This is a genomic window from Terriglobales bacterium, assembly GCA_035487355.1.
Taxonomy (GTDB): Bacteria; Acidobacteriota; Terriglobia; order Terriglobales; family Acidobacteriaceae; genus QIAW01.
This window is the reverse complement of the sequence record DATHMF010000081.1, coordinates 1-15,756: the sequence shown is the minus strand read 5'-3', so window position 1 is coordinate 15,756 and position 15,756 is coordinate 1. Positions and strand designations below refer to the sequence as shown.

Below are 15,756 nucleotides of genomic sequence, written 5' to 3'. Positions count from 1 at the left end.
CTTCCTGCGGCAGTTCCAGTTCAACGGCTCAACCTTCAACACATCGGCGATTCATACCAGCACCATGACGGCGGCCACGTGCGGCATGCCGGGTTGCATGCTCTCGGTTTCGGCCAATGGCGCCGCCACCGGCAGCGGCGTGCTTTGGGCGAATTGTGTTCTCAGCGGCGATGCCAACCATGGCACGGTACCCGGCATCTTTCGCGCTTTCAACGCCGACAATGTCAGCAGCGAACTCTGGGATTCGCAACAGAACGCCGCCCGCGACAACTGCAGCAACTATTCCAAGTACAGTTATCCCGTCGTCGCCAACGGCAAGGCGTATCTGGGCAGCTTCGGTACAGGGGCCAACAACAGCGGCCAGCTGTGCGTCTATGGCCTGCTGCCGTCCGAGGGACCGTTCGGCGGAACGCCCGCGGCGATTCCTGGCACGGTGATGGCCGAGAACTACGACACCGGCGGCCAGGGAGTCGCCTATAACGTGACCTCGGTCAATGGAACGGCCAACGGCTACCGCTCCGACGGCGTCGATCTGGAGACGGCAACAGCCCCCGCAACCGGCAACGATCTCGGCTGGACGACCGCGGGACAGTGGTTCCGCTACACAGTGAACGTGGCCACGGCAGGGACGTACACGGTCAGCATTCTGGTTGCCGCTCCGACCGCTGTTGCCGATGCGTTCCATATTTCCAACTCGTCGGGAACCAACCTCAGCGGTACGGTTGCAGTTCCAGCGACCGGCGGCTTCCAGACCTGGGTGACGGTAACAGCTACTGTTACACTGCCCGCGGGCACGCAGACGCTGACAGTGAACCAGGACACGGCCGGCTGGAACATCGACTCGATGGCGTTCGCGTTGTCATCCGGTCCGGTCGATATCAATGCAGGGGGGCCGACAACGGGCTCATTCGTCGCGGATACCGACTTCAATGGCGGCGCGACGATCAATCATGCCAACACGATTAATTTGAGCGGAGTGACCAATCCGGCGCCAATGGCCGTCTACCAGTCGGCAAGGGTGACGGCGACCATCGGGGCGGGCACCACGTTCAGCTACACGATTCCCAGCTTCACCCCCGGATCGGGCCACACCGTTCGCCTGCACTTTGCTGAGACCTTCTGGACGGCTGCCGGCCAGCGCGTCTTCAATGTCTCGATCAACGGTACGCAGGTACTCACCAATTTCGATATCTTCGCGACGGCCGGTGCGACGAACAAGGCGGTGATCGAGCAGTTCAGCACCACTGCCAATGGCAGCGGTCAGATCGTAATTCAGTTCACAACCGTGACCAACAAAGCTCTCATCAGTGGAATCGAGATTCAGTGAGCCGCGGTCCTAGTTCACGGGTGCGGATGGCCGGCCATGTCGCCGGCCATCTGCAACTTTAGCTTAAGACAGCGAGAAGAAAACTGAGAGGAAGCATCGCGCAACTTCACTCGATCGTGCACTGGCATTGGCCGTGTCTGAAAAGTGCCCTGAGTGCAAGGTTTTGCTATTCTCAGGTCAAGCGGCTACCGCTGAATCATGGGACCGCGCTCGAAAGCAAGGCCGCAACTTCCCCCTCCTTTCCCAACCCCGTTCATCCCGAGGACTTGCTGAAGAAAGTGGCTGAAATATTGAGCTTTCAGAATTGCACCAGGTCGCTTAACATCGTCTCTCCGGGGTCAAAATTGCGAAAGCTCTAACTTCGTCGCCCAAGGCGCGCCATATTTCTATATTTCAAAAGGACCCATGACACTTACTTTTCAGGACACTCCCTTGGGTCATTTCTGTTACTCTTGGGCATTCAGTCCATCTCTTCAGAAAATGAATATTCAGAAAATGCGGTATCCCATCTTGGCGGCTCTGGCGGTGATGTTTGCCTGCGTTGCGTGCACACGCACGCCCACCGTTCAGCATTATCAAAAAGATGGAGTGCAATTCTCTTACTACTCAAATTGGACTATTGTCAAAGACGCAACCCTCGATGCCACGCCAGAGGTGAGAGCGATTCATATAGAAGGGCCGAGTAATGCCGTAGTAAGCCTGATCTGTTTGCCTCCATCGAACAGGCTAACCCTTGAGGCGTTCGCCACAGAAGTTGCGCAGCGGCGTGACGCCGCTATTGAAAGCAAATTGAGCATCGGCTCATTCAAGACAGCCGAGGTCAGTAAAGGGACATCAGCGCCTGTCACGGGCACGGTTGCCGGTGAAGAGCAGCAAGGCGTGCTGCAACAATTCAGTATTGATGTGCTGGGAACGCAAGTGCCGCACGAAGCCAAGTTCTACATGCTGAGCAGTCAGAAGTACAAAGTGATGATTATGTCTCAAGTCTCTGTTGCCAGCGCCGCTGCAACTCATCCGGGCTCGGAGCTGATTCTTAGAACCCTGAGCATTGATTAAGAGCCTCGTCCCGGCAACTACCGGCATACAGAAAATACGCCTTGGTATCAGTAAGACTTCCTAGTGTCCCTTCCTGGAACGAATCAGCTTTCCGATGTCGAAAGACAGACTAAAGGTAAAACTGCTGAAGTCATAGGTCATGCTGCGTGCGTATCCCACCTCAACATGCCAGAGCTGGCTAGGTTCGAAGCCGACCCATGCGTCGAACCCGTTCTCTCGTGTAAGTCCTGTTCCTATGGTAACGGATGCAAGCTCGAAAGGCCGGTTAGGATTCCCCGGGCCAGTCTTGTTGTGACCCGGAGCGTTGGCGCTATTGCCTCGATTACCGTTGTTGCCTTTGCCTTTACCGTTGTTGCCACTGTTGCCCTGACCGTTGCCGTTGTTGCCCTGACCGGAGTTACCGTTGTTGCCTTGGCCAGCATTACCACTCTGACCTTGACCGCTCTGATCGGGCAGAATCACCTGGCTAAAGACCGTCTGGCTTCCTGAGGGGAAAATCTGATAGGCCGAGGCGCCTACTGAGAAGTGATGGCCTAAATCGTACTCTGCACCCTCCTCCAGATGGCCGACCACACCCAGCGATGTAAAAGGACGCGTCACCAGGGGCGTGTCTGAGACAGTGTTCGCCAGTCCGGCTCCAATAAATGGTGTGATTCGATGAAATGTACGCCCAAAGCGATTGGACCAGTCAACACTCACTCGTCCGGTGCTGTATCCCTTTTTGGTGCTGCCCGTAGGCGCAGCCGCTGTAATTGTAGATGTAAAACTCCATTCGTCATGAGGCACTCGAAAGGCCAGGCCTAAATAGATGTTGCCAATGCCCTCATTGGCCCTGCGGACAGATGTACCCGTCGTCGAAGCCAGACTGGTATCGAGAATGTTGCTGTAGTACATCGGAACCCCGGCAAACACACCAAAGTGTTTATTGAAATCGTAGCCTAGAGTGGAATCGAGTCTGAGAAGCTTATTTGAAGAGTTAAGACTGCCCTGGAAACTCTCAATTGCGGTGAATCCCTTTTCCTGATCAACCTGCGGCGAATCCTGACCCATGGCAGGCAAGCTAATCCCCAGCGCGACAATGCAATAGACAAGCTTGAAACGGCAGGATTTCATTGCAGATCTCCTCGCATGGTTGGGCTCTTTTAAGCAGGTGAATACTGCAGCTAGCTTACAACTTTCCAAGCACATCCGGGGCCTTTTTCTTGGGCCCGGAACGCCGGTTAGGCTTCCCCCGAGATGAGCGGAGGTTCGCGCACGACAATGGGCTCCCACTGGTGAAATCAGTTTCGTACACGTGCACGTGGAACGCACCCAGAAGTTCGATGTACTTCCGTGTCATCACATCCCAGATTATCGGCCTCTCGTTGGCGGGAAGCCCGCGCTATAATTGGGCGCACGCCACCGCACGTCTGACTGAGTGGACTGGTCCGCCAAACGCGCCCAGCACACTGAGGAGTCAAACTATGCCTGACGGCCTCCCGGTTGCTCTCCGAGGCAACTCGCCATCTCAACCTGAGCCAGGAGAGGCAACACCAAAAGCCAGATTTTTGAGAGACCTTGCAGCCCTCCTCCTCGTGACTGCCAGCTATATCCTCGCAGGCAAGCTTGGGCTGAGATTGGCCTTTGCCAACGCAAGCGCCACAGCGGTCTGGCCGCCTACGGGAATTGCCCTCGTGGCGTTTCTATTCCTTGGCTACCGCGTCTGGCCGGGTATTCTGGTGGCAGCATTCTTGACCAACATCACAACCGCCGGCGGTATCGCCACCTCGGCCAGCATCGCGATGGGAAACACCCTGGAAGGGATGCTGGGGGCCTATTTGGTGAACCATTTCGCAGGCGGCCTGCGCTCATTCGAGCGTACGCGGGACGTTTTCAAATTTGTGTTCTTTGGTGCGGTCCTCAGCACTTTGGTGAGCGCCACTTGCGGTGTGACCAGCCTTGCCCTCGGCGGTCTTGCCCGATGGGGCGACTATGGAACGGTTTGGCTGACGTGGTGGTTGGGAGATGCAACCGGCGATCTCATCGTAGCTCCCTTGCTGATCTTATGGGCAACCAGCAACATTGTTTCCTGGAACAGGAAGCATCTGCTGGAAGCCGGCACACTCGCCCTTCTACTTCTCTCAGTGGGTGAGGTCGTGTTTGGCGGCTTGCTTCCTTTCTCCCACAAGAACTATCCCCTGGAGTTCATGTGCATTCCGTGCCTCATCTGGGCGGCATTGCGGTTCGGTCAGCGAGGGGTGGCAACGGTGACCTTCCTGCTGTCAGGCATCGCTATCCGGGGCACGCTTCTCGGGTTTGGTCCATTCGTCGGCAAGACGCAAAACGAATCTTTGCTCCTGCTGCAGGCATTTATGGGCGTGACCGCGGTAATGACGATGACGCTTGCAACCATTGTCTCGGAACGCAGACGGGCGGAGTTGGACCGCGAAGAACTGATTCTGGAACTTCAGGAAGCACTCAGCAAGGTCAAGACCCTCAAAGGTCTGATTCCCATATGCGCGGTTTGCAAGAATATCCGCGACGATCAGGGATACTGGAACCAGATTGAAAGTTATATCCGCGAACATTCCCAAGCCGACTTTACGCATGGCATTTGCCCGGCATGTGCAAAGAGGTTGTATCCCGAAGAGTGGAAGAGCGCCTCCTAGCCGCTCTCAGTCAACCACAAGCAGCATAGAGTCCATGTTGCTCTATAGTCTTGGATCTGTTCTCTTAAGGTATTTCGCGAGACCGGCTTCTATGCTTTTATGTTTTCTATCTGGTTCCACGCGGAGGCGTCCGGATCGTAGGACCAGAGTTGGATTTCTCCTGCTGGGTTCACCGTAACTGCTTCCCATTTTCCTAAGGGAGACTGGAAGTAGGTGGCATAAGCAACGTTCCCTCCCTGTGTATTGCAAATCGTACCGCCCGTGACAGCCATTGGAACGCATGGCAGTCCGCGTGGGCCGAAGACAGGGGGATAACTAAGAGTTCCGCTTGGAAACACTTTATTGTTCAAATCATTGGTTGCGGGCCCGGATGAACCCCATAGGACCCCACTCCCCAGCACCGCCATCGGTTCTGGAGCAGCATAGTTAGTTGGTGGATTATTGGTATCTGTAGTGTCCACATAAGCGATACCGACACAGACTTCTGTGCAAGAATTGGCAAGGGCCTGTACCCCAATGGCGTTATATGTGTTGCCGGCTACCGCGGCAAGCTTTCCGCGCTGCAAAATACCAGCATACCTTCTTCCGGCCTCTTTGAGGTGTACGCTGTCCATCGCGTTCTTGTAAATCGGTATTGCAACCGCAAGAATCACCAGGATCATACCGAGCACAACCAGCAATTCGATTAACGAAAATCCCTTGTGCTGATGCATTATTGAGTGCCCTTTCTGGAATGAACTAACTTCAAACAGAAGACTCTAAAAAAGCAGGTTCCATCGCGTCTCTCCCCTTACCGTGACGTTATTTGGAGCGATGAATACGTGACCGGTCTGCAACTTTCCAACCACGTCCGGGCCGTTTCTTGAGTGCGAAATACAGATACGTTAAAACCATCCATATCGGCATAGGCTGAGAAAACCCGGGCGAGACCATAAATGAAATCACCGTTGGCAGTTATAGCGATGCTGCGGACTCCACTCCGGACCACTCGATTGACATGCCAGGCAAGCTGGCGGAGTTCATCGAATGAGAGCTCTGGTTTGACGCATGTGGCGTCTATAAGAAGCTGCATTCCAGGTCGCAGGGGCACTTCCTTCAGAAGGTACTCGACCGAACGAATGCAGTCCTGCAGAGTGACTGCATCACAGGCAATGACTGTGACAAGATCAGCGTCTCTGGAAATTGTGTATTTCATAAGCACGATGCTCGTTTAAGAGCAGCGAAGCAGATTCTTGCCGACTTTTATTACAACCCCTCTCTAAAGGTGTAACGAAAATTGGAAAAATCTGCTTCGCACTCTCTACTGCATCTTTCCCCCCAGAAACCTCTCACTACGCTTCTAGAGATGCAGAACATAAAGCTCTCTTCACAGCAAACTCGAACCTCAAAAGTAAAATTCAGCTTTCGGATTCGTTCATGTCGTCTTGGGCCTGTTTCTCAGCCTTTTTCTTTTCAGCCGTGGAGTCCGAACTCGGCTTCAAGGCCTGAATGGCTTTGCCCAGGCTCTCCGAATTCGATCCCGTCATCTTGCTCTTCAGGTCGGAAAATGGAATCCCCAGATTGTGAGACACGTGAATTGCGGCCACGCACTGGCCAAGATTCTTAAATCCGGAGCAAGCCTGTTGTGGGGTCGTTCCTTTCGGCAACAGCTTCTGCAGGTTGGAAGAAAGTTTTGAATTCGGATTCGAGAGTTGTTTCGGAAAGGACGTCTGCGATTGTGTCTGGCTTCCCGATTGCGTAACGTGGCTCGATGTTCCCATACTGCCGTGGCTCGAGCTTCCCATATTGGAGTGTCCCATTCCCCCGCCAGAGGGTGGTCCTCCCGCATGCCTACCGCCACCTGCGCCATAACCTGGCAAGTTGTAGTAGAAGAGTGCACTTGCTAGCAGAAAAGATCCTATGCTTGCAATGCGTAACAACTTCATTTGGTTTGACTCCTTCAGAAGCGGCACGACCGCTGTATTAGCAACTCTGGTGCCAAGAGAGAAAGCCAATAAAATCAATTACATGCAAAGATTATGAGTAGAGTTTATGGGTTGAAAGGAAACAGCCTGTTACGATCCAACACATAGCGCGCCGGGCTCTCATTCCAACTTACTGATTCTTAAGGTGTTTTCTTTGGTAATAAATATGCTACTTAACTCGACAGGGGTTTTAGGAGGGAATGTAGCAATGCATATACGAATTTTGCGTTTTCTGCTCGCGTTGGCGCTCAGTGTGACCATGGTTCCGATGTCTGCTCTCGCCGATAAAGGCCACGGTAAAGGTAGTGATGACAAGCACGCCGACCGTGACCGCGATGATCGCGGGCACCATGATCGCGATCATGATCGAGACAAAGACCGCGATAAAGACCGCGACAAAGATGATCACCATCAGAATCATTTCCGCAACAACGGTGAGAGCCACGGTAAGAAGACCGGCTGGGGCAATTGTAACCTCCCACCGGGTCAGGCCAAGAAAAACGGATGTCACTCAACTGGCCATCACGATGGCGACCACGACCGCGACGACCATAATCACCGGGATGCCAAAGACCACAAGTAGGCGTTGAGTTCAGTAAAAGATAATAGTTATTGCGTCTCCTATCTCTTGCTCCCGTTCATTTATGTCCGACTGCTTTGGGTACATGCGGAGTGTGTGCCTGGGAGTGGGACTGGTTGGTTTGTCCCAGTCCTTTACCCTGTCCCTTCCCCCCGTTACCGTTACCGTTACCGTTACCGTTGCCGTTAGAACCAGACTTTCCTGACTGCTTTTGCAGCTCTTGCGTCGGCTGTGTGGGTTCAGGAGCGGAGTCTTCGCCCACGCGACTGGAGGACCCAGCCTTAATCAGGATCGGGGCGCCAATCCCTTTCGCGTTTTCGAGTTGAACCTCGCCTTCCTCCACATCAACTTCGGTGACTTTGTGCTTATCCACTTCTACATAAAAGCGTGTGCCGCGCACCGAAATCACGGCACTGGGAGTGCCTATTTGGAACGGCGGCGACCCGCTGACACGTTTTTGTATCTCGGCCTTTATTTGACCGAACAGCAACTGCAAACGCTGCCAATTTGATGGGGAGGGCTGCTTCAAAATCAACTGTGTGTTGGGCTGCACCAGGATCTCGCTGCCATCCTCCAGATGCAGCAGAATATGCCCGTCTCCAGTGTTGATCACGCTATCAGGCGGCAGAACCTGCCCGCGACTCGGAGCCGAGGAGCCTTGCCCGGGAAGCTGCAGTTGCACCTTTTTTTCGAAATCAGCAACCGTCGCGCCCGCATACGGAGCACTTGTAGCAGAAAGCCCACCCTGTTGGGAAACTGCACCCACACTTAAGAAAAACATTATGCAGAAGAAAACCTGCTTGCGAATTGGATAAATTTTCATACGACTGCCTCGGAAATCATATTGGAATGGATGGGGAGGATGAAACAAAAGCAGGTGCCTGAAGATGCGCTGCTGCTCACTTGCACCCGGCCGCCGTGCTGCTCACAAATCCGTTTCACGAATGCGAGTCCTAATCCCCATCCGGGTTTTGAATCAGACTGCTGTGAGACCCGGTAATAGGGCTCAAAGATGCGATCGAGGTCCTCTGTTGGGATGGCCGGACCAGGGTTCTGAACTAAGAACTCAATCTCGCTTTCTTTCATCCTCACCTGCAGCCTCACTATACTTCTTTTAGGGCTGTATTTTACGGCGTTGCTTACAAGATTAAGAAGAGCGCCGGTAATGAGCGGCTCATCGCAATTGAGAAGCCTGGCTTCCGGCTCGATCTCCGCAACGATTTCGATTTGTGCCGACTGTGCCAGCGGTTGCATAATCTGCCGAACGTGATTCACTATATCGCTAACCTCCACCAGCCTCAGGCGAAGTGGACGGGAGCCAACATCCATACGCAGCACTTCCAGGTAGGCATTAATCATGGCCACAAGACGCCTTGCTTCGCGAAAAATTGTTGCCGGAGCTTCCCCGCTGGAAGCGGATTGCGGATAAAGCATGAGCATCTCTGCAAACCCTTGGATTGCAACCAACGGCGTACGTAATTCATGGGTCACAAATCCCAATGCCTCGGCGCGCGTCTGGTCTCTCTCATGGAGCGCACTGGTATCTTCGGCGAGCAAGAGAGTAGCGTTGGACTCGGCGGGGGAAGGCCAGGGGAGCCGCACCGTACGAAAACGCCACCAGCCTTCTTTCAACGAAAGCTCTTTTTCTTGCCAGCCAGACGAATCCCGGGGCGTCTGCCAGAATTTATTACCAATTCCCAGCTTCCGCGTCAGATCTTCCATGCTTGCGGTTACATCCAAGGCCTGCTTTTCGCAGAATCGCGCCCAACTTGAATTGTGGAACAACAGGCGTCCATCCAATGCGTAGACGGCAAGGGCCTCCTGCATGGTTTCAAGCAAAATTTCGTCGAAGGCATAGAGTGAAGCCAATTCATCCTGTAATTGTCGCAATGACTTCAATTTCCAGTGCAGGTTAGAGGGAGGAGCATCCTGGCTGGGAATAAAAATCCTATGCGGCGAAAATTCTGTAGGAACAGGCAGCAACGCTTGCAGTTCCTTCAGCCCGCGCGTAATGGCGCGATCAATCACAATAAGGTTTTCCAACTGGGCGAGCGGCGCCGCTAACACAGCCATGACCAGAAAAGGGCCGTATTGCAATTGCCGGTAAAAAACACTGAAGAGAAGATAGCCAGCGCCATATCCCGCCAACAACAGCGCTGACAGGCACAACAGACCCCGGCCGGCTGGCCACCACATCACAATCCATAGTGAAAGCATGCTGGCACATAACAGAAGCGGGATCTGGGTAGCTACCCCTAAACTTTGTATCTGTTTGTGTTCCAGAAGAGTGTCAACCGCGTTGGCGTTCACCTCGACCCCGGGCATTGGATTCTGATCGCTCACTGGGGTGAAGAGGCGGTCGCTGAGCTCAGTCGCGCCAAAGCCGATAAGCACGATTTTCCCTCGCAACAAATCTTCCCTTTGGCCCTCCAACAAATCACCGGCTGAAAGAGTCACAAACGGAGGCGCGGATTGCGCAGGAGCAAACTGCTGGCGGTAATTGATGGTCAAATACTGGGGTTCAAAACGATCGGTCCCTGCAATCTCATTGGATGAATGGGAATTGCCGGCTTCTTCTGGCATTGCGGTTCCGGGATTCGCAACCTTGACTAACTCGGCAACAAAAGCAAGACGCGGGCCTTCAGCGCTGGGTTCCGCGATCGGGATTCTTCGGCATAGACCATCTGAATCCACCACAGCTTGTACGTGTCCTACAGCCGCTGCCGCCTTAGAAAAACGCGGCAGCGGATCTATCCATAAACCGCCTTCAAGCGAGCTGGAAATCTTGGACGGCAAGACAACATTGCGCGCTTGTTCGAGCGCGTCCGCCAGAGTTGAATCATTGGCTTCATCTTCGGGTTCGGACAAAATGATGTCAACCCCGATTGCTTTGGGGTGAAACTGGCTTACGGTTTGCACCAATTGCGCCAGTTGCTTTCGAGGCCAGGGCCATCTTCCGTAACGGGCCAATGCGGAATCATCAATCAATACAAGGGCGACATCCCTTGATGTAGGCTGGGCACTCCGCAGCCTGAAGTAAAAGTCTTCCAGCTTGCGGCTCAGACTGATGACTGGAAAGCTTAAGCTGATCAGTCCGGTTAGAACCAGCAGCAGGAGATTGAGCCGCAGCCAACGCCGAAATGAAAATGTTCCACGAATTTCCGAGTTTGGCGAAAAGCCCTTCATCGCTTGTTCGTCTGAAGATCAATTCCCAGGCGTCGCGCCTTTTCATAGAGCGTCTTTCTTTCAATTCCTAGCGCCCGAGCAGCTTTAGACTTGTTTCCCTCCGCCTCCTGTAAAACGCGCAGAATGTGCTGGCGCTCCATCGCCTGCAATGTTGATGCCGATCCGTTGCCGGCAACTGTGGGTGTGACAAACTGGCGTTTGCTGCCAGCCTCGCGTTCCACATCAGCTAGTCCAATTTCCCCGGAGGCACAGAAAATCGCCAGCCTTTCGATGAAATTTTCTAATTCCCTGACATTGCCCGGCCATGACATACGGCTCAAAGATTGCACCGCCTCTGCAGTAATCTGAATGTTTCTCTTGTTCCTTGCATTGGAGCGCTTGAGAAAGTAGTAGATCAACTCCGGAATATCTTCACTGCGTTCGGCCAGCGTAGGGAGCTGAATCGTAACTACGCTCAGACGGTAATAAAGGTCTTCACGAAAGCTGCCGGCCTGGATCAACACTTCAAGGTTACAGTTGCTGGCAGCCAGGATTCGCACATCAACCGGGATATATTTGTTGGAGCCGACCCGGCGCACTTGCTGCTCCTGTACAGCGCGCAGCAGATTCACCTGGAAGCTTGTTTTCGTTTCAGAGATTTCATCCAGGAAAAGCGTGCCTCCATGAGCAGCTTCAAAAAGCCCCGGATGATTAGCATCGGCCCCGGTAAACGCCCCTTTTTCGTATCCGAAAAGTTCACTCTCCAAAAGGGTTTCAGAAAACGCGCCGCAATTCATAGGCACAAAAGGCATCTCTACGCGTGCGCTGTGCGCGTGGATCGCCCGTGCCACCAGTTCTTTGCCTGTTCCGCTTGCACCTGTGATGAGAACACTGGCATTGCTGGCAGCCACGCGAGCAATAGCTCGATAAACTTCGAGCATTTTTGGGCTTCGTCCGACGATCGCGGTCTCCAGGGAAGGCCCTTCGAGGCGCGTGTCTTTCGTCAATTGAGGACGGGTGCTTTGCACCTTCCGAACCAGGGCCAGCAGGTCGTCTATCAGCAATGGCTTGCTCAAATACTCCAAAGCGCCCCCGCTCAGGGAGCGCGCAACCGTTTCCATTGTTGCATGCGCCGTCATGATGACACATTTGCATTGCGGTTGTATGACCTTGAGAAGATCAAGGACGTTCAAGCCATTTGCAGTACCCAAATAAAGGTCTACCAGAGCGAGGTCAATGCGGCTTTGGCGCAGCAGGACCTCGGCTTGTTCCAGGCTATCTGCCAGCCGGCAGTCATAGCCCTCGGCTGTCAATACGGAATGCAGGAATCTGCGTGTGGATTCCTCATCGTCTACTACCAGGACTGTAAACTGTTCCGACATTTTGTTGCTATTTCTCAGTGCAACCACACAATCCTATCCATAAGCATCCCGTAATTTTGTTGCGATTCGACACACTACTGGAGCGTTTAGATACACCTGCGACGCACGTTTATTATGCATCATGGCAGAACTATTCATTGAGGAAAAATCAAAACATGAAGCTAAATGTCGGAAAAGAATTGGCTCCTCAGGTAGGACTCGAATCTAGCCGCGCCCGTCATAGAAGCAGGGTCGCCCGCGCAGCCGCAGCGCGAGATGTGCCACCAGCTCGATGCCGATGAATCCTTGACGGTATTTAAACCTAACACAGCCGTATCGGATGCGGCAGTTCCACACCGCTCAAATCTTAGTGCGACTTCGCAACGGCAGCTATTTGCTTGTGTAGTGCGCCAGTCCTAAGGAAGTTAATGAAAGCAAACTGCCCAATCATTAGACGAACCACGGATAGAAACAAGCGCCCACCCCGATACTCTATGCGGATCACGCGGCCAAGACCGTGGAGCCTGAACAATTCGGTATCCAGTATGTCGCCGCTGGGGATCGTAAATCCGTTCTGACCCTCGACATGCAATCCTGTGTCATCCAGCCATGCGCGGCCCTTCGCAACTTTGGTTTTGAGCGAAAGTTCGTTTCCGCAATGGAAGAATACCTTGTATTTCATTCGCTCTTTCTGGGAGGGGTGTTGGAAAGCGAAACCCTACACCCTAGACTTGCCAATCCAATCCCACACCCATTGGGGCAGCTGTCCAAACCGATTCTGGGGTGAAAGATCAATTTGTATCACGAGTATTGAACAATTTCTTAATTCAGGTACAGCAGCAAGCTTTTCATGCCAATCCTTAGGCGAAGCACTAGACCAAACAATCCAGCAATTGTTCGCATACTTTAGCCAATCGTCTGCTGTATTGAAGAAATTGACTCCTCAGGTAAGACTCGAACCTACAACCCTCCGGTTAGCAATCCAATTACAATATCTTGCGATGGTGAAACGCGCTCCAGCCCGGCGTCGTCCGCGTAAAGCCAAGCCCGGAACCAAAGGACTTCTCCCAACTGAGTGCCTGCTTCAGGAAGTGGAGGGCCCGGCGAAGGAGATCGTGAGCGCTGTTGAAAAAGCCGGCGGTTGTGTCATAGGAACGTACAAGGAACCACTGGGCGGCCATCCTGTGGTGCTTGCCATTCTGCCGATCGGAGCGATTGAGCCTACACCGTTTCAACGTGACCTTTCCGACGCTCATCACAAGCGCCTGGCAGACGTGATTACCAAGACAGGCCGTTACCTGGATCCGGTGATTGCGGTTGTCGCTCCGAAAGAAGGTTTCTGGACTCCGAATGGGCGCCACAGGTTGGCGGCTATGCGCCGGCTTGGAGCCAGGTCCCTCACGGCACTGATCGTTGTTGATCGTGAGATAGCCTGGCAAATTCTCGCTCTCAATACAGAAAAGGCCCACAATCTTAAGGAACGCTCTCTGGAAGTCATCCGAATCTACCGCGGCCTGGTGGAAGAAGACGCGTCGCTTCCGGAGTCGAAGTTCTCCTTCTACCTCGATGAACCGGCACTTGTGACGCTGGGTGTTTGCTACGAGCGGACGCCGCGCTTCGGCGGAGGAGCGTATCACTCGATCTTGCGGCGGCTCGAGACGTTCTCCGACGATCCCCTTCGCGCAACGCTCAAGATGCATGAAAAGCGTGCAGCGATGGTCCTCGACCTCGAGGAGCGGGTTGCGGCGGTGGTCAAGAGGCTGAAGGAACGAGGCCTCATTAGCCCTTACCTCCGTTCATTTGTGGTGGCGCGCATTAACCCGCTGCGCTGGATCGCTGGTGATCCACCTCCACTCGAAGAAGTCTTTAAGACAATGCGCGAGCGCATCGCTAAATTCAATGTCGATAAGATCAGGCCCCAAGACCTCGCCGGAGCAGCCGGTCCGCCGGATGAATGATTTGCGTCAAGGTGGAGATCACCTGAGTTCCCAGTGTGAGTTTGTGCAGGTGCTTGGGAGAATTGGCTCCTCAGGTAGGACTCGAACTTGAGCCGTCTTGCGGGCGTCCGAGCCCGCAGGCGAAATCCTGAGCGAAGTCGAAGGACCCCTTTGGAATCTATGAGGAGAAGAAGCGCGGTAAGAATTGGCTCCTCAGGTAGGACTCGAACCTACAACCCTCCGGTTAACAGCCGGATGCTCTGCCATTGAGCTACTGAGGAGTGTAATAGGCAGGAAAACGGCGCAAAATGGCGCCCCTTGCTTTCTTTACTTTTATATAACAGTTTTACAAAGTTGCCAACTCGCTCCGCCACTTGCTGGTTTGCCGGTAAAACCCCGGTCCCTCGCCTCCGCTGCGCTCGTGGTGCGAATTTTTGATACCAGTCTGGCATCAAAACATTGCTTCCCTGGAAACTGCAGGTCATCATGGGGCTGAAGTGTGTTTATAGCATTCTGAGGAATGCGGGGCTTTTCATAAGTCCCTTAGGTCCTTTGAAAACCTATCTCCCTGCCCGGAGCCCGAATGCCAAGTACTGGCCTTGGAGCTTGGCCTGCCCCTGGCTGGCCGTGAGAGCTGTTTTTAATGGAGCTTACCAATTGCCTATTTGAGACTACTTTCAACCACGCGGCCCTCTCTGTATGTCATTGGATATCAGTGACTTATCACCGCAGGGATTACTTAAAGTAATGGGGGTGGGGGTACTACTACCAGCCCTGCCATCCCCCAACCTTGCTTAGGAGGTCACCGAGGAACTTGGGGAGTGCCACTTCTCCCTTGGAGCTTGGCCTGCCCCGGCTGGCCGTGGGAGCTTGTAACTTGGAGCTGTTTTTCTGTTAGGCTTTTTGTGCACGAACTGTGCATCTATACTTCGAGGTTTGGCTATGCGAGGAGTTTCCCGCTTGATCTGGCTTTTCTTCCTTTTTCTGATCTCTTCATCCCTGGTCGCAACCCTGGCAATCGCGGAAGGCGATGCAACTACAAGCGCCCCCAATGCCAGCTCTCCGGCCGCGCCTAAACCCCAGCCTGTAGCTGTGGAAGAGACCCTGCACGGCCACAAAATTACCGATCCATTTCGCTGGTTGGAAGATGGCGAGAGCAGCGCCACCCAGCAGTTTGTCCGGGACGAGCTGAACTACACGCGCAGCGTGCTCGATCCGCTCCCCGGACGCGATGCCCTGCATGCCCGCTTGAGCGAACTATTCAGTGTGGGCGCATTGAGCACACCCAATGTTGCCGGAGAATATTATTTTTACCGCCGCCGCGAGGGCAACCAGAACCAGCCTGTTCTCTACGTGCGTAAGGGACTGAATGGCGCCGAGCAGGTGTTGGTTGATCCTAATACTCTGGTTGCCGATGGCACCATTTCGCTTGATTGGTTTTATCCTTCGCATGACGGCAAGTATTTGACCTACGGGACATCGCCCAGCGGCTCAGAGATCAGTACCCTGCACGTAATCGAATCTGCAACCGGTAAACTTTTGCCCGACACCATTGAGCAGACGCGCGCCGCGAGTCTCGCTTGGATGCCTGACAACTCCGGCTTCTATTACACGCGCTATCCCAAACCGGGAGACGTTGCTCCCGGAGAGGAGATGTATAACCGCCATGTCTTCTATCACGCATTGGGCAGCGACCCGGCTAAGGACCGCTTGATTTT

The 15,756-nt window shown here is 53.8% G+C and carries 14 protein-coding genes and 1 tRNA gene; 6 read left to right on the top strand and 9 right to left on the bottom strand.

Annotation, left to right across the window (positions count from 1 at the left end; translation table 11 throughout):
* On the top strand, nucleotides 1-1,327 hold a 1,327-nt coding region (locus VK738_14400), incomplete at its 5' end, for a malectin domain-containing carbohydrate-binding protein (GenBank protein ID HTD23846.1).
* Between the two features lie 495 nt (nucleotides 1,328-1,822).
* Nucleotides 1,823-2,383: a hypothetical protein gene (locus VK738_14395; GenBank protein HTD23845.1), complete on the top strand. Its 561-nt coding sequence runs from the start codon at nucleotides 1,823-1,825 to the stop codon at nucleotides 2,381-2,383.
* A gap of 60 nt (nucleotides 2,384-2,443) precedes the next feature.
* Here the strand turns inward: VK738_14395 and VK738_14390 are convergent, their stop codons facing one another.
* Nucleotides 2,444-3,496 carry a hypothetical protein gene (locus tag VK738_14390; GenBank protein HTD23844.1) on the bottom strand — a complete coding sequence of 351 codons (1,053 nt, stop codon included), beginning with the start codon at nucleotides 3,494-3,496 and terminating at the stop codon, nucleotides 2,444-2,446.
* Nucleotides 3,497-3,846: 350 nt separating this feature from the next.
* On the opposite strand from VK738_14390, the gene VK738_14385 reads away from it, so the two are divergent.
* Complete coding sequence (locus tag VK738_14385; GenBank protein ID HTD23843.1) at nucleotides 3,847-5,031, top strand: MASE1 domain-containing protein; 1,185 nt, start codon at nucleotides 3,847-3,849, stop codon at nucleotides 5,029-5,031.
* A gap of 89 nt (nucleotides 5,032-5,120) precedes the next feature.
* Here the strand turns inward: VK738_14385 and VK738_14380 are convergent, their stop codons facing one another.
* From VK738_14380 to VK738_14370, 3 genes are all read right to left on the bottom strand, one after another.
* Nucleotides 5,121-5,744 carry a prepilin-type N-terminal cleavage/methylation domain-containing protein gene (locus VK738_14380; GenBank protein ID HTD23842.1) on the bottom strand — a complete coding sequence of 208 codons (624 nt, stop codon included), beginning with the start codon at nucleotides 5,742-5,744 and terminating at the stop codon, nucleotides 5,121-5,123.
* 77 nt (nucleotides 5,745-5,821) lie between these two features.
* Entirely contained in the window at nucleotides 5,822-6,226 is a 405-nt protein-coding gene (locus tag VK738_14375) for a hypothetical protein (GenBank protein HTD23841.1), read from the bottom strand.
* 202 nt (nucleotides 6,227-6,428) lie between these two features.
* Nucleotides 6,429-6,956 carry a hypothetical protein gene (locus VK738_14370; GenBank protein HTD23840.1) on the bottom strand — a complete coding sequence of 176 codons (528 nt, stop codon included), beginning with the start codon at nucleotides 6,954-6,956 and terminating at the stop codon, nucleotides 6,429-6,431.
* Between the two features lie 247 nt (nucleotides 6,957-7,203).
* Here VK738_14370 and VK738_14365 point away from each other — a divergent pair, with 247 nt between their 5' ends.
* Entirely contained in the window at nucleotides 7,204-7,578 is a 375-nt protein-coding gene (locus VK738_14365; protein ID HTD23839.1) for a hypothetical protein, read from the top strand.
* Nucleotides 7,579-7,633: 55 nt separating this feature from the next.
* Here the strand turns inward: VK738_14365 and VK738_14360 are convergent, their stop codons facing one another.
* The 4 genes from VK738_14360 to VK738_14345 form a co-directional block, all read right to left on the bottom strand.
* Nucleotides 7,634-8,398, bottom strand: coding sequence for a FecR family protein (locus tag VK738_14360; protein ID HTD23838.1), 765 nt, complete (start codon nucleotides 8,396-8,398; stop codon nucleotides 7,634-7,636).
* A complete protein-coding gene (locus tag VK738_14355; GenBank protein ID HTD23837.1) occupies nucleotides 8,395-10,761 on the bottom strand; it encodes a CHASE2 domain-containing protein in 2,367 nt (788 codons plus the stop codon). The genes VK738_14360 and VK738_14355 overlap by 4 nt, the downstream gene beginning before the upstream one ends.
* Complete coding sequence (locus tag VK738_14350; protein ID HTD23836.1) at nucleotides 10,758-12,122, bottom strand: sigma-54 dependent transcriptional regulator; 1,365 nt, start codon at nucleotides 12,120-12,122, stop codon at nucleotides 10,758-10,760. The genes VK738_14355 and VK738_14350 overlap by 4 nt, the downstream gene beginning before the upstream one ends.
* Before the next feature lie 346 nt (nucleotides 12,123-12,468).
* Nucleotides 12,469-12,783, bottom strand: coding sequence for a hypothetical protein (locus VK738_14345; GenBank protein ID HTD23835.1), 315 nt, complete (start codon nucleotides 12,781-12,783; stop codon nucleotides 12,469-12,471).
* Nucleotides 12,784-13,102: 319 nt separating this feature from the next.
* Between VK738_14345 and VK738_14340 the strand changes: the two genes are divergently transcribed.
* The gene (locus tag VK738_14340) at nucleotides 13,103-14,059 is read left to right on the top strand and encodes a hypothetical protein (GenBank protein HTD23834.1); all 957 of its coding nucleotides are present in this window, start codon (nucleotides 13,103-13,105) and stop codon (nucleotides 14,057-14,059) included.
* 185 nt (nucleotides 14,060-14,244) lie between these two features.
* On the opposite strand, the gene VK738_14335 is transcribed toward VK738_14340, so the two are convergent.
* Nucleotides 14,245-14,319 (bottom strand) — tRNA-Asn (locus VK738_14335).
* A gap of 679 nt (nucleotides 14,320-14,998) precedes the next feature.
* Between VK738_14335 and VK738_14330 the strand changes: the two genes are divergently transcribed.
* On the top strand, nucleotides 14,999-15,756 hold a 758-nt coding region (locus VK738_14330), incomplete at its 3' end, for a hypothetical protein (protein HTD23833.1).